General features: G+C 41.0%; 14 protein-coding genes. 7 read left to right on the forward strand and 7 right to left on the reverse strand.

Features of this window, described 5'->3' with window-relative positions; genetic code table 11:
• Positions 1–540 carry a PadR family transcriptional regulator gene (locus tag ACX1N5_RS04520; RefSeq protein ID WP_458800483.1) on the reverse strand — a complete coding sequence of 180 codons (540 nt, stop codon included), beginning with the start codon at positions 538–540 and terminating at the stop codon, positions 1–3.
• Positions 541–670: 130 nt separating this feature from the next.
• On the opposite strand from ACX1N5_RS04520, the gene ACX1N5_RS04525 reads away from it, so the two are divergent.
• The gene (locus tag ACX1N5_RS04525; protein WP_458800481.1) at positions 671–2,698 is read left to right on the forward strand and encodes a 2,4-dienoyl-CoA reductase FMN-binding domain-containing protein; all 2,028 of its coding nucleotides are present in this window, start codon (positions 671–673) and stop codon (positions 2,696–2,698) included.
• Between the two features lie 60 nt (positions 2,699–2,758).
• On the opposite strand, the gene ACX1N5_RS04530 is transcribed toward ACX1N5_RS04525, so the two are convergent.
• Positions 2,759–3,244 carry a hypothetical protein gene (locus ACX1N5_RS04530; protein WP_458800480.1) on the reverse strand — a complete coding sequence of 162 codons (486 nt, stop codon included), beginning with the start codon at positions 3,242–3,244 and terminating at the stop codon, positions 2,759–2,761.
• A gap of 224 nt (positions 3,245–3,468) precedes the next feature.
• Between ACX1N5_RS04530 and ACX1N5_RS04535 the strand changes: the two genes are divergently transcribed.
• From ACX1N5_RS04535 to ispD, 5 genes are read left to right on the forward strand one after another with little or no spacing between them, the layout of a single operon-like run.
• Complete coding sequence (locus tag ACX1N5_RS04535) at positions 3,469–5,112, forward strand: CTP synthase (RefSeq protein ID WP_458800478.1); 1,644 nt, start codon at positions 3,469–3,471, stop codon at positions 5,110–5,112.
• Positions 5,113–5,137: 25 nt separating this feature from the next.
• Positions 5,138–5,995, forward strand: coding sequence for a 3-deoxy-8-phosphooctulonate synthase (gene kdsA, locus ACX1N5_RS04540; RefSeq protein WP_004751530.1), 858 nt, complete (start codon positions 5,138–5,140; stop codon positions 5,993–5,995).
• Between the two features lie 44 nt (positions 5,996–6,039).
• Positions 6,040–7,329, forward strand: a complete 1,290-nt coding sequence (gene eno, locus ACX1N5_RS04545; RefSeq protein WP_458800475.1) for a phosphopyruvate hydratase — start codon at positions 6,040–6,042, stop codon at positions 7,327–7,329.
• An 11-nt stretch (positions 7,330–7,340) separates the two neighbouring features.
• Positions 7,341–7,733, forward strand: coding sequence for a cell division protein FtsB (gene ftsB, locus ACX1N5_RS04550; RefSeq protein WP_034426178.1), 393 nt, complete (start codon positions 7,341–7,343; stop codon positions 7,731–7,733).
• Complete coding sequence (gene ispD, locus ACX1N5_RS04555; RefSeq protein WP_458800474.1) at positions 7,702–8,418, forward strand: 2-C-methyl-D-erythritol 4-phosphate cytidylyltransferase; 717 nt, start codon at positions 7,702–7,704, stop codon at positions 8,416–8,418. The genes ftsB and ispD overlap by 32 nt, the downstream gene beginning before the upstream one ends.
• 26 nt (positions 8,419–8,444) lie before the next feature.
• Here ispD and ACX1N5_RS04560 read toward each other — a convergent pair whose 3' ends face one another.
• Positions 8,445–9,098, reverse strand: a complete 654-nt coding sequence (locus ACX1N5_RS04560) for an A1S_1983 family putative colistin resistance protein (protein ID WP_458800472.1) — start codon at positions 9,096–9,098, stop codon at positions 8,445–8,447.
• Positions 9,099–9,186: 88 nt separating this feature from the next.
• On the opposite strand from ACX1N5_RS04560, the gene ispF reads away from it, so the two are divergent.
• Positions 9,187–9,675: a 2-C-methyl-D-erythritol 2,4-cyclodiphosphate synthase gene (ispF, locus tag ACX1N5_RS04565; protein ID WP_004751539.1), complete on the forward strand. Its 489-nt coding sequence runs from the start codon at positions 9,187–9,189 to the stop codon at positions 9,673–9,675.
• A gap of 11 nt (positions 9,676–9,686) precedes the next feature.
• Here ispF and ACX1N5_RS04570 read toward each other — a convergent pair whose 3' ends face one another.
• The 4 genes from ACX1N5_RS04570 to ACX1N5_RS04585 all read right to left on the reverse strand — a co-directional run bounded on the left by ACX1N5_RS04570 (position 9,687) and on the right by ACX1N5_RS04585 (position 14,092).
• Positions 9,687–10,211, reverse strand: a complete 525-nt coding sequence (locus ACX1N5_RS04570; protein ID WP_458800672.1) for a protein tyrosine phosphatase family protein — start codon at positions 10,209–10,211, stop codon at positions 9,687–9,689.
• 53 nt (positions 10,212–10,264) lie between these two features.
• Positions 10,265–11,356, reverse strand: a complete 1,092-nt coding sequence (locus tag ACX1N5_RS04575) for a 3-deoxy-7-phosphoheptulonate synthase (RefSeq protein ID WP_004751542.1) — start codon at positions 11,354–11,356, stop codon at positions 10,265–10,267.
• Positions 11,357–11,484: 128 nt separating this feature from the next.
• Positions 11,485–12,363: a sulfite exporter TauE/SafE family protein gene (locus ACX1N5_RS04580; protein ID WP_458800469.1), complete on the reverse strand. Its 879-nt coding sequence runs from the start codon at positions 12,361–12,363 to the stop codon at positions 11,485–11,487.
• Positions 12,364–12,811: 448 nt separating this feature from the next.
• Positions 12,812–14,092, reverse strand: a complete 1,281-nt coding sequence (locus ACX1N5_RS04585; RefSeq protein WP_131388126.1) for a globin domain-containing protein — start codon at positions 14,090–14,092, stop codon at positions 12,812–12,814.
• Between the last annotated feature and the right edge of the window lie 196 nt (positions 14,093–14,288).

The raw sequence follows: 14,288 nt of genomic DNA on the forward strand, positions 1-14,288 counted from the left end.
TTAATCTTGTAATGTTTCTAAGACAGGAATAATTTGTTGTAACCATTTAATCCATTCCAGCTCAAGTTGTATGCCCAATTCTAGAATCATTTTGTGAATATAGAGGGTACGTTGTAACGGCTGCTCATCTGTAAAATCTTTCTGATAAATATTTTGATAAATAGCAAGTGTCTGCTGATGTAGCTCTAAATGGCGCTGTAACTCAGGTAAAATCAAATTACCACCGAGTTGAGCTTCTGCGCGCAGACGTACCATCAAATCTTCACGTAACTGGGCAGGAGCGCTTTGCTTGCTTAGCCATTCTGCCAGTTCCATTCGCCCAAGTTGCTCAACCTGATAAATCTTTTTTCGGGAAGGTTGTGCTTCATCTTCCAAGGTTGAAAGCCAGCCTTTACTGAGCATGTGCCCCAGTTCCCGATAAATCTGTTGATGGGTGGCACTCCAGAAATAGCCCATGGAGCGATCAAAGCGCCGTGCCAACTCAAAACCTGTACTCGGCTTTTCTAGTAAACTGGTCAATAAAACATGGGAAAGTGACATAATCGTGACAAGATAAACAAAAAATGACTGAATAGATTATGCAACAAGTTGCATTGAAAAAGAAACTTGACTATAACTAAATGCAACAAATTGCATAATAACGCCAGCATGATGCTCGCAGGAGTTCGAAATGTCGACTTATCCTCATTTACTTGCCCCTTTGGATTTGGGTTTTACTACATTAAAAAACCGCGTATTGATGGGTTCAATGCACGTGGGATTAGAAGAAGCGCCACAAGGCTATGCTCGTATGGCCGCCTTTTATGCTGAACGTGCACGTGGTGGCGTGGGGCTAATTGTGACAGGTGGTATAGCCCCCAATGCCGCAGGCGTGACTTTTTTAGGTGGTTCAAAGCTTGATACGCATGAAGAAGCCGAGAAACATCGTCAAATTACCCAAGCGGTGCATGAAGCAGGCGGTAAAATTGCCATGCAGATTTTACATACGGGGCGTTATTCTTATCAGCCCAATATTGTCGCACCTTCACCCATACAAGCCCCGATTAATCCTGTAAAACCACATGCATTAAGTGTGGATGAAATCGAACAGACCATTATGGACTTTGTGCATTGTGCTGAGCTTGCTCAATATGCAGGGTATGACGGTGTGGAAATCATGGGTTCGGAAGGTTATCTCATTAACGAATTCATTGCAGCGCGTACCAACCACCGCAGTGATGAATGGGGCGGCACTTATGAAAACCGTATTCGTCTTGCGATAGAGATTGTGCGCCGTACCCGCGAGGCGGTTGGCGAGCAGTTTATTATTATTTATCGGTTGTCGATGCTGGATTTGGTCGAAGGTGGCTCTAACCTCGCTGAAGTGATTGACCTTGCGAAAAAAATTGAGCAGGCAGGTGCAACCATTTTAAATACAGGGATTGGCTGGCATGAAGCACGGATTCCGACCATTGCCACCAAAGTGCCACGTGCCGCATTTACTTGGGTGACGCAAAAGCTCAAAGGTCAGGTGAATATCCCACTGATTACATCCAACCGTATCAATACTCCTGAAATGGCAGAGCATGTAATTGCTTCTGGACATGCCGATATGGTGTCTATGGCACGCCCAATGCTCGCAGATCCAGAATTTGTACTAAAAGCCAGTGAAGGTCGTTCGGATGAAATCAATACCTGTATTGCCTGCAATCAGGCGTGTCTAGACCAGATTTTTTCCATGAAAATAGCATCATGTTTGGTCAATCCACGTGCATGCTATGAAACTGAACTGATTTTTAAAGAAGCCACCCAGAAAAAACGGATCGCCGTAGTTGGGGCTGGACCTGCGGGCTTGAGTTTCGCCATTTATGCGGCGCAACGTGGACATCAGATTGATCTTTTTGATGCTGACGATAAAATTGGCGGGCAGTTTAATATTGCTAAAACCATTCCTGGCAAAGAAGAGTTTTATGAAACCCTACGTTATTTTCAACGTCAAATAGAGCTATATGCTACACAGATTAATGTCAATCTGAGTCAGCGGGTAAGTACTGAAACACTGTTACAGGCAAATTATGATGACATCGTTGTTGCCACAGGTGTAACGCCAAGACAATTAGAAATAGACGGAATTGATCATCCGAAGGTGCTGAATTACTTGCAGGTATTAAAACAACGGCAACCTGTAGGGCAGCGTGTAGCAATTATCGGCGCTGGTGGTATCGGATTTGATACTGCAGAATTTCTAACTCAGTCAGGAACCAGTGCCAGTATTGTGCCAGAAAAATTTTATGATGAATGGGGGATTGATCCAGCCTATGAACATACAGGCGGTTTAAAAGCTGCCCGCCCTGAATCGGCTGCCCGAGAAGTATTTTTATTGCAGCGGAAAAATAGTGCGATTGGTGCGCAGTTGGGGAAAACTACGGGTTGGATTCACCGCATGGGTTTAAAACACCGCAATGTGCATATGTTGTCTGGGGTCAGTTACGAAAAAATTGATGATCAGGGTTTACATATTATTGTGAATGAACAGCATAAATTACTGGAAGTTGACCATGTTGTGATTTGTGCAGGGCAGCAATCGTATACTGCAATGTATGATGAATTACTGGCACAAGGTCAATCTGTACATTTGATTGGCGGGGCAAAAGAGGCGGGTGAACTCGATGCCAAACGTGCGATTCGACAAGGTGCAGAATTGGCCGCCACAATTTAAAGACTCGTAATAAAAAAACCAGCATTGTTGCTGGTTTTTTTATGATTCAGATTGAGTTAATTAGTTACTGAGTGCAGGTTTAGCTGCAGCAATTGCAGCGGCAACAGCATCATCTTCGCTCAAACGTGCTTTTTTGCTTGATTCTGGTTTTTTCTCAGTCACGACTTGGCTGTTGCTCGTACTGTTGTTATTGCTTGAACCTGTGGTACTACCAGTTGTTGAACTGGTTGAACTGGTTGAACTATTTGTTGTTGGCGCCGCTGTATCGGCATCTTTCACTTCGCTGCGAATTTCTGTTGATGTGTTTTCAGTTTCTTCACGCTGAATTTTCACAACTTTTTTGGCTGGCGGTGCAGGTGGTTCAACATCTGAAGCTGGCGTATTGCTATTTTCATTAATTGAATGGAATTGCTCTGAAGCAGGATTGTTCGTTTGCTCAGATTGAGCTTGCTGCTCATCAGGATGTGCTTCTTCTTTTTTAGACGAACATGCTGCAAGGAGTAAACCTGCTGCGATTGCACCACAGATAATAAATTTCTTATTCATCACGTAACAAAATTGACTTAAACAAAGATACGCCATTATAGCAATAAAAAATCGATTGCAAATGTACAGATATGTCACCATATTGCATCGAATTTGATGGTAAAATAGACAATTGTAATTTGTTATGTGAATACCTGTGGAATGACTTTGCTTTATAGGGCCAGAGTAAAGTAAAATTGCCCAGCATTGCATGCCGATTTAGGCTTGATTGTACGAGAAACCGAATGACCCATTTTATTTTCGTTACTGGTGGTGTGGTATCATCACTAGGTAAAGGTATTTCAGCCGCTTCAGTTGCTGCACTTTTAGAAGCTCGTGGTTTAAAAGTAACCATGGTGAAAATGGATCCATATATTAATGTCGATCCAGGGACAATGAGTCCTTTCCAACACGGTGAAGTCTTCGTAACTGAAGATGGGGCCGAAACAGACTTAGACTTGGGTTATTACGAACGTTTCTTACGTCGTGCGAAAATGACCAAACTCAATAACTTTACCAGTGGCCGAGTGTATCAAGACGTCCTTAACAAAGAACGTCGTGGTGATTATCTTGGCGGTACGGTACAGGTTATCCCACATATTACGGACAATATTAAAGAACGTGTACTTCGTGCAGGCGAAGGCTACGATGTGGCTATCGTTGAAATCGGTGGCACAGTCGGGGATATCGAGTCACTTCCATTTATGGAGTCTGTTCGTCAGTTGTTGGTTGAACTTGGACACAAACGCAGCATGCTCATGCATCTGACGTTGTTGCCATACATTAAATCTGCGGCTGAATTAAAAACCAAACCAACTCAGCATTCTGTAAAAGAATTGCTTTCAATTGGTATTCAGCCAGATATTTTGATCTGTCGTACCGAACATGATGTTGATGCAGACACTAAACGCAAAATTGCACTATTTACCAATGTAGAAGCACGTGCAGTTGTCGTTTGTAAAGATGCAAAAACCATTTATCAGATTCCGCGTAATTTCTATGAGCAAAACGTTGACGATTTGATCTGTGAACGTTTTGGTTACAATGATTTGCCAGAAGCAGATTTGACCGATTGGGATCAAGTGTGTGAAGCATTGTTTAACCCAGAGTGCACTGTACGTGTCGCGATGGTCGGTAAATATGTTGAACTGCCAGATGCTTATAAGTCTGTCAATGAAGCATTGCTGCATGCAGGTATTCAAAACCGCGTGAAAGTGCAAATCGACTATGTTGATGCAGAAGCACTTGAATCGAAAGATGTTGCTGCTGAACTGAAAGATGCTGATGCAATCTTGGTTCCAGGTGGTTTTGGTGAGCGTGGTACTGAAGGAAAAATGAAAGCCATTCAGTATGCCCGTGAAAACCAAGTTCCATTCTTGGGGATTTGCTTGGGGATGCAGCTTGCCGTGATCGAATATGCACGCCATGTTGCAGGTTTGCCAGAGGCAACATCTACAGAATTCAATCGTGCTACAAAATATCCATTGATCGGCTTAATTACCGAATGGTTAGATGAGCGCGGCGAACTGCAACAACGTAGTGTTGAGTCTGATTTGGGCGGCACCATGCGTTTGGGTGCACAAAAATCTGAACTGGTTGCAGGGACTAAAACACGTGAAGTGTATGGTAAAGCCGAGATTACTGAGCGTCACCGTCACCGCTATGAAATGAATGACCGTTTTATTGCACCGCTTGAAGCAGCAGGCATGAAAATTTCTGGTTATTCAGTTGCACAGCATTTGGTTGAAACGGTCGAGATTCCTGCTCATCCTTGGTTTATTGCGGTGCAGTTCCATCCAGAATTTACCAGCTCACCACGTGATGGGCATCCGTTATTTGCTAGCTTTATTGATGCCGCGAAAAAACAGTATCAACAAAGCAAAAACTAAATTACTCCAGTTTTGGAAAGTTTAAATGTCACAATTAAAACCACAAGAGATTGTACGTTTAGGCGATATACAAATGGCAAATCATTTGCCATTTGTACTATTCGGCGGCATGAATGTACTAGAGTCTAAAGATCTTGCATTTGAGATTGCAGAAACGTATATCGATATTTGTAAGCGTTTAGACATTCCGTATGTCTTTAAAGCCAGTTTTGATAAAGCCAATCGTTCGAGTTTGTATTCGTTTCGTGGTCCTGGTTTAGAAAAAGGTCTGGAATGGCTGGCTGACATTAAAAAACAGTTTAATGTGCCAATCATTACCGATGTGCATGAGCCGTATCAGGCTGCACCTGCGGCTGAAGTTGCAGATATTATTCAACTTCCTGCTTTCTTAAGCCGCCAGACTGACCTTGTTGAAGCAATGGCAAAAACCAATGCTATTATTAACATTAAAAAAGCACAGTTTTTAGCGCCACATGAAATGCGTCATATCTTGAATAAATGTCTGGAAGCAGGCAATGATAAGTTGATTTTATGTGAGCGTGGTTCTGCATTTGGTTATAACAACCTTGTAGTTGACATGCTTGGCTTCGATACCATGAAAGCCATGAATGTTCCTGTGTTCTTTGATGTGACTCACGCATTACAGACACCAGGTGGGCGAGCAGACTCAGCAGGTGGTCGCCGTGCTCAAATTACCACACTTGCGCGTGCAGGTATGGCAACAGGGCTAGCAGGTTTATTTTTAGAAGCTCATCCAAATCCAGATGAAGCAAAATGTGACGGCCCATGTGCGTTGCGTTTATCCCAACTAGAACCGTTCTTGGCTCAGCTCAAGGAACTGGATACGTTGGTCAAAGGATTTGCAAAATTAGACACACACTAATGCCAAAAATAGCATTAGATTATTAATTAACAGAGGAATTGTTCATGAGCCAAATCGTTGACATTCGTGCGCGCGAAATTTTGGACTCTCGTGGTAACCCAACCATCGAAGCGGATGTTATTTTAGACTCTGGGGTTGTTGGTCGTGCATGCGCACCATCAGGCGCTTCAACAGGTTCTCGTGAAGCACTTGAACTTCGTGATGGTGATAAATCACGTTACTTAGGTAAAGGTGTGCGTACCGCAGTACAAAATGTGAATAACGATATTCGCAATTTGCTTGTTGGTCAAAGTACATTTGAGCAAAAATCACTTGATGAACAAATGATCGCGCTTGATGGTACTGAAAACAAAGCAAAATTGGGTGCGAATGCAACATTGGCTGTATCTCTAGCAGCAGCGCGTGCAGCAGCAACTGAACAAAAACTTCCATTGTTCCAATATATCGCAAACTTACGTGGTCAAACCACTTTGTCTATGCCTGTGCCAATGATGAACATCTTAAATGGTGGCGCACATGCAGATAATACAGTTGATATTCAAGAATTTATGATTGAGCCTGTAGGCTTTACATCATTTGCTGAAAGCTTGCGTGCTGGTGCAGAAATCTTCCATGCGTTGAAATCTGTATTGAAAAAGCAAGGTTTGAATACTGCTGTAGGTGATGAAGGTGGTTTTGCACCAAACCTTCGTTCAAACGAAGAAGCAATTACTGTAATTCTTCAAGCAATTGAACAAACAGGTTATAAAGTTGGTTCTGACATTATGTTGGCACTTGACTGTGCAGCTTCAGAATTCTACAAAGATGGCCAGTACATCCTTGCAGGTGAAGGCAACAAAGCATTTACAAGCAACCAGTTTGCTGACTACCTTGCTGGCTTGGCTAAACAGTACCCAATTATCTCAATTGAAGATGGTTTAGACGAATCTGACTGGGAAGGTTGGGCTTACTTGACTTCTATCTTGGGTGACAAAATCCAATTGGTTGGTGATGACTTGTTCGTAACTAATCCGAAGATTTTACAACGTGGTATTGACCAGCACGTTGCAAACTCAATTTTGATCAAGTACAACCAGATTGGTACTTTGACTGAAACTTTAGATGCAATTTACCTTGCAAAAGCTAATGGCTACAGCACTGTTATTTCACACCGTTCAGGTGAAACAGAAGATTCAACTATTGCTGACTTGGCTGTTGGTACTGCTGCGGGTCAAATCAAAACTGGTTCACTTTGCCGTTCTGACCGTGTGTCAAAATACAATCAATTACTTCGTATTGAAGAATTGACTCAAGCGATTTATCGCGGTAAAGCTGAATTTAAAGGTTTGAACTAAGCTTTATGTTGATGTTTTGGAAAGAGACCTTTAACTCTTTTTCAAGTCGTATCATATTGTGCCTTGCGATCGTTTTGGTCGCAGGGTGTCAATATATGTTCTGGTTTGGTGAGGATGGTTATTATGATCATAAAAAACTCATGCAACAAATCCAGCAACAGACTGAAGTGAACCAAGAACTCAAAGAACGTAACCGTATCTTGGGTGCAGAGGTTTATGATTTGAAAAATGGTGCGGAAGCCATAGAAGAACATGCGCGTTTGGACTTGGGGTTAATTAAACCACATGAAACCTTTGTACAAATGAGCACGATTAGCACACAGTATCAATCGACGTATGTTGACCCAAATAAACAGAAAGATTCAGGCACCAATGAAGATGAAGACAGCCCAGACATGCACTAAACTTTGGGCTATTATTCCCGCTGCGGGCTCAGGTCGCAGATTTTCACCCACCGAATTAAAACAATATCAAAAAATTCTAGATCAGACCGTGTTGGAACATAGTGTGGCACGGTTAAATCAACTTCCCTTAGCAGGTTATGTGCTTGCGATTAACTCACAAGATCAATTTGCCAAACAATTACCACTCGCTTACCCTGAACGTGCGCATTTTTGTGAAGGCGGGCGTGAACGTGTTGATTCTGTGCTGAATGCTTTGCAGTATTTGCAAGCTTTTGCCACCAATGATGACTATGTGTTGGTACATGATGCAGCGCGTCCGTGTATTACACTGGAGTCTCTACAGAATTTGGTTGAGCAAGCGCAGCAACAGGCTTGCAGTGCTATTTTAGCGACCCCTGTACGTGATACCTTAAAGCGTGTTGCCGATCAGCAACAGATTGAAACCACCGTGAGTCGTGATGCACTCTGGCAAGCGCAGACACCGCAGATTGCTCGGTTTTCTGTATTAAAAGCAGCTATAGAGCAGGCATTGGCAGCAGAAATTAGTATTACTGATGAAGCCAGTGCGCTTGAGTTTGCTGGGCAGCCCGTCATTGTGGTACAAGGGCGTTCTGACAATATTAAAATTACTTATCCTGAAGATCTTCGCTTGGCTGAGCTTATTTTAACTGCTCAACAAAAATAGAAAAATACTTTTCCTCTATTTGCACATTAATCATAAAGGCGATAAATACCAGTAAAGCGTTGGCAATTCTGTTTTGCCACATGATTGGTACTGGTAACCACTAGTAAGGTTTTCTGATAATTAAATTGATACCGACAAGTGGTTTCATTGTTGGTGACTTTGGTTTTGTCTGTATTGTTTAAATATGAGAGAAAAGCAAAACTGAGCTTATCGAGGCTAGCATTTGGGTTACGATACATCCAGCCTTCGATTTTCATTTTATTTTGATCAAGTTGATGAATCTGCAAATAGGTCTGTGGCTGGGCAATTTTCCCATGATGATATTTAATAAAATGCTGAGTGAGGCTTTGGTTTAAGGCACTATAGGCATTTAAGTCTTCAGCGCGTAGATTAAATTGCTGTTCAAAACAGCTTTTATTCTTGCACTGTTTTAAACGGGAATGCCACATATGCTGAGTATCTTGTAATAAGCGTAATGGTGCATTGGTGACCAGATTTGAGGTAAAGTACAGCTTATTGATCTGATCAACTTGAGTTTTATATTGTGTTTTACAGTAATTTGGATGTGATTGATTGCTACATAAGGGCTGATAGGCATAGCTCGAAGAGCATGCTAATACGCTGAGCAAAACCATACAGCCAAATGCTTTATTGGTATAAAGATTAAAATTCAACGACATGATCGCTTATACTTTGACGAGATGATGCTAGCGCTAACTATAGCGAATCAGCGATAACAAACACAAGTCTTGATAAAGGATGTTTAGCGTGGTTACAAAAATTCGAATCGGTCAAGGCATGGATGTACATGCTTTTGAAGAAGGTGATTTTGTCACTTTGGCAGGAATTCAGATTCCTCATACACAGGGTTTAAAAGCACACTCAGATGGTGATGTGGTATTGCATGCACTGTGTGATGCGTTACTTGGTGCATTGGCATTGGGTGATATTGGACAGCATTTTCCAGATACAGATCCCGAATTTAAGGGTGCAGATAGTCGTAAGCTGTTGCAGCATGTTTATCAACTAATTTTGGATCGTGGTTATGTGCTAGCTAATGCGGATATGACTGTCGCATGCGAACGCCCGAAACTGGCGAAATATAATCTGGATATGCGCCAGAGTGTGGCAAATGTGCTTGATGTAGATGTATCGCAAATTAGCATTAAAGCCACAACAACTGAAAAACTGGGCTTTACGGGGCGTCAGGAAGGGATTCTGGCGACTGCCACTGTATTGTTAGTGGCAGCAAGCTGATCTAAGAGCATTCACGAGAATGCTTTTGTTCCCATGAGGGCTTGTTGAAGTTCAAGAGTTGCTTTGCGCCCTTGGAGCTGTAAGGCAACATTGTGAATTAAACCTGTCCAGGTATCATTTGGTTCCCAAATTTGATGCAGATAATGCTGTGCCTGTTCTATATCGGTATCCATATAATACTGACGATATAAATAGATGAGAGCGCTGGCACAATAATTTTCAGAGCAGTGAATCCAGATATTCTGTTGTTTCAATAGAAAGTTCAATGTATCAAGTACAAAAAGAGCTTGTTCTGGATCGGGAAGTTCCCAGTCAATCGGCAGTTGAATATAATTTAATCCTAATTCAAGGCAAATCTTATCTTCATGCTCAACTGCATTGTTGGTATCGCTTAAAGCCAAATTAATAACAGTATTGATTCCATACGCTTTAATCAGTTTGAGTTGTTCAACGGTTGGTTGCCCAGAACTGAGTAGGCGTTCATGAATATACTGAAAGTTAAGGGTCTGACTAAGCGCGAGTTCTAAACTGTTCATACGATGATCATTCATAAAAAACGCCATCTTGCTGATGGCGTATTGTCAAATAATTAGCGGTTTGGTAAGACATCTTTTAATGCATCGTGCATTTCAAGAAGCGCTTTTTCCGTGGTATCCCAATCAATACAGCCATCAGTAACTGATTTGCCATATTCAAGTTCACAAAGATTCTCTGGAATATCTTGGCGTCCACCTTTAAGGTGACTTTCCACCATCAAGCCTACAATTGACTTGTTGCCATTGATGATTTGCTCAGTGACATTTTTGAGAACAAGTGGTTGTAAGTACGGGTCTTTGTTCGAGTTAGCGTGGCTGGCATCAATCATGATTTTGTTGCTGACTTTTGCTTTTGCCAAAGCCTGTTCTGCTTCTGCAACAGAGGTTGCATCGTAGTTTGGCTTGCCGTTACCACCACGTAATACCACGTGTGCGTATGGGTTGCCATTGGTACGAATCACAGAAACCTGACCATTTTCATTTAAACCGAGGAAACTGTGTCCGTGTTTAACAGCTTGCATGGCATTGGTTGCTACTGTTAAACCACCATCTGTACCATTTTTAAAGCCAACAGGTGAAGATAAACCTGAAGACATTTCACGGTGAGTTTGGCTTTCTGTAGTACGTGCGCCAATTGCTGACCATGAAATTAAATCGTGTAAATATTGTGGTGAGTTTGGATCAAGCGCTTCAGTTGCACAAGGTAAACCCACTTCATTAAGTTCAAGCAATAATTTACGACCAATGCGCAGACCTTTTTCAATATTGAATGAATCATTCATATCGGGGTCATTGATCAGGCCTTTCCAGCCAATTGTTGTACGCGGTTTTTCAAAATAAACACGCATCACCAAATAAAGAGTGTCTTTAACTTTTTCACTAAGTGCTTTAAGACGTTCAGCATATTCGTGTGCGGCTTTAGGATCGTGAATTGAGCATGGTCCAATCACGACAAATAAGCGTTTATCTTCACCATCCAAAATCTTGCGAATCGTTTCACGTCCGTTAAGCACAGTTTGGTAAGCCTTCTCTGAAAGAGGGAGTTCTTCTTTTAATTGTGCTGGAGTAACAAGCGGTTGGATGCTTTGGATATTGATGTCATCAATATCGGCTGACGTAATAGAATGGGACTGTAAACTATTCATTGCCTTCACTGGTTAAAAAATAGGATCATCTGGATGAGTCTGACTATAGCATGCTTTCAGAAACAAAAGATGATCGTAGCGCTAAATCTTTGGATTAAAAACGTCTATTAGTCTAATGCTCGATAGCATTAGCCATGTTGTTGTGAGTTGCTTACAGGCTGAACGAGCATTGCAGTTTCAGCTTTTGGCTTCGGCTTTTCTTTAACAGGATGCAAAATAAAGTTAATCCCGAGCAGGAACAGGGTAATCCCTAAAATTTTACGAATCATTTTTTCAGGTAATTTTGAGCTGATCAGCGTACCAAAAATAATGGCAGGAATAGAACCAATCAGTAACCAGCCGAGTAAATGAAAATCCACGTTGCCAGAACTCATGTGAGCAATCCCTGCAACGAAAGTCAGTAATACCGCATGTGCAACATCGGAGCCGATAATCCGAATCATCGGTAGATTTGGGAAAAGCAGAATCAGTGCCATAACACCAAATGCACCCGCACCAACCGATGACAATGTCACGAATACACCCAGTACAATTCCCATAAAGACGACATAAATGCGGCGCTTGCCTGTAAAGATTAATTCTTCAGACTGTGGTTCTTTTTTGCGGAAATGGTTAAAGAATTTCTCAATTTTTGAACGGAAAATAATGGAAATACCAGTCAGGGTCAACATGAAACCCAAGACCATAGTCAAGACTGCTTTATATTCAGAAGAATGGCTTAAATAGTGCTCTAGTACCCAGTGTGTTGCAAATGAAGCAGGAACACTACCCAGAGCTAGCCATGAAACAATTGGCCAAACGACATTGAGTTTTTTGGCATGAACGATTGAACCACAAAATTTGGAAATGGATGCATAGATTAAGTCAGTACCAATTGCGATATGTGGTTCGATTTTAAATAAACTGATCAGCATTGGAGTCATGAGTGAACCACCACCAACACCTGTGATTCCTACACAAAAACCCACTAGCATGCCTGCTAAAATAAACTGAACCGCATCGATCATGACCATGTGCCATTATATAAATTTGTGCTTATATTAGGAGTTTTTATGAAAAAACGTACTCATAAAAAATGATTTGCTTATTCAAAAAAAGAATAAATAAATACTGAATCACAAAATTATGATTTTTCAGAAACTTTTAAGTAAGATTTTTAAAAAATACCGATAAAAATCAATTTACTACTTTAAAATTTAATTGGAGGTATTTTAAATTGAAAGACTTCAGCCAAACACATTGTGCCAATTTTTGAGAGTTTTAAATATTTTAAAAAGTCATCGCTTTAGTAATACGACCAAGAAAGCATATAGCCTGATCAATGAAATTGCATGAAAAATACTCTTAATATTATTGGGTGTTGCCCAAGGATCAAGATTATTTGTGCTGCAAAAAATCAATAAAAAAACCATCTCTAGATAGAAATGGCTTTTTGTTTTTGTGGCAGTTTGTTGTTTATAGGGCAACGCCACCTGTGCCAAAAGCTTCGCTGTGGATATTTTCCTGTGGAATACCGAGCGCTAACAAGGCTTTATTTTGAATTTGCATAAATGGCATTGGACCACATAAATAATAATCAGCATTTTCAGGTAGCCATTTACGGTCTAGTGTCGATAAATCTAGGCGACCTTTCGAATGGTAGTCTTGCCCCAATACATCTTGTTGTTCAGGATGTTCATAAGCAACAAAGACATTTAAATTATCGTGCTGCTCTGCCAATCCTTGAATGGCATTTTTCATGGCATGTACGCGTGAACCACGTGTTGCATGAATGAAATGAACAGATGGTTTAGCTTCTGTCGAGCCAAACTGTGCTTTGATTTTTTGCCAGAATGATATTTTGGCACTTGGATCAGTATTTTCTGTTAACAACTGATTCAACATGGCAACCATTGGTGTCAAGCCAACGCCTGCACTGATTAAAACATTGGTTTTTTCAGGATTAACCAAGAAGAAGTTGCCTGTTGGTGCTGAAAGTTCCACAACATCATTGACGTTTAAATGCTTATGTAATGTTGAAGAAACATAACCAGGATCTTGTCCTTCAACTTTTGCTTGTTCACGTTTCACCGAAATACGGAAATAGTTGCCTGAAGCGCAGTCTGAAAGACTGTATTGACGTGGTTGTTTAATACCGAGTTCAGGAACAAATACACGTACAGTCACGTATTGACCTGCTTTGTATTCTGGTAATGCACCACCATCTTTTGGTACCAAATAGAAAGAAGTAATTTCATCACTTTCTTTGACTTTTTTGGAGATAATAAAATCACGCCAGCCTAACCAGCTACCTTTAGTTTGTTGATGTTCTTGATAAATTTTCTGTTCAGTTGCAATAAACAAATCTGCAAGTTGTCCGTATGCCAGACCCCATGCCTCAATCAGTTCATGATCCATTGGAATACTGAGCACTTCACTAATTGAGTGCAACAGGTTTTCACCGACAATGTCATACTCAGGTGCTTGAATATTCAGACTGACATGTTTGTGACAGATCAGTTCAACAACAGGTGCAAGTACGCTTGGGTCTTCGATGTTTTCAGCATATGCCAATACCGCCCCCGCAAGTGCTTTTGCTTGCGCGCCGCTGCGCTGATGTCCCATGTTAAAAGTTTCTTTTAACTGCGGATTGTTGGTTAGCATACGGTTATAGAAATAATCTGTAAGCGCAACCCCGTTTTCACGCAAAACTGGAACAGTTGATTTAATGAGGTCAATTTGATGTTGGCTTAACATAACGAATACTCGCACGTTTTTTATAAGATGTATTTAAAATACATCTTATATTGATTTTACGTCAAGCATTACATAAAATAAAAAATTAAATATTTTATAAGATTTTGTTTTTAAATGAAAAATAATTAAAAAACCAATCGTTTTGATTGGTTTTAAAATGCTTATAAAATCAGACTAAAATGATCAGTATTTGAAT

The sequence above is a fragment of the Acinetobacter sp. ANC 4636 genome, from assembly GCF_054454555.1.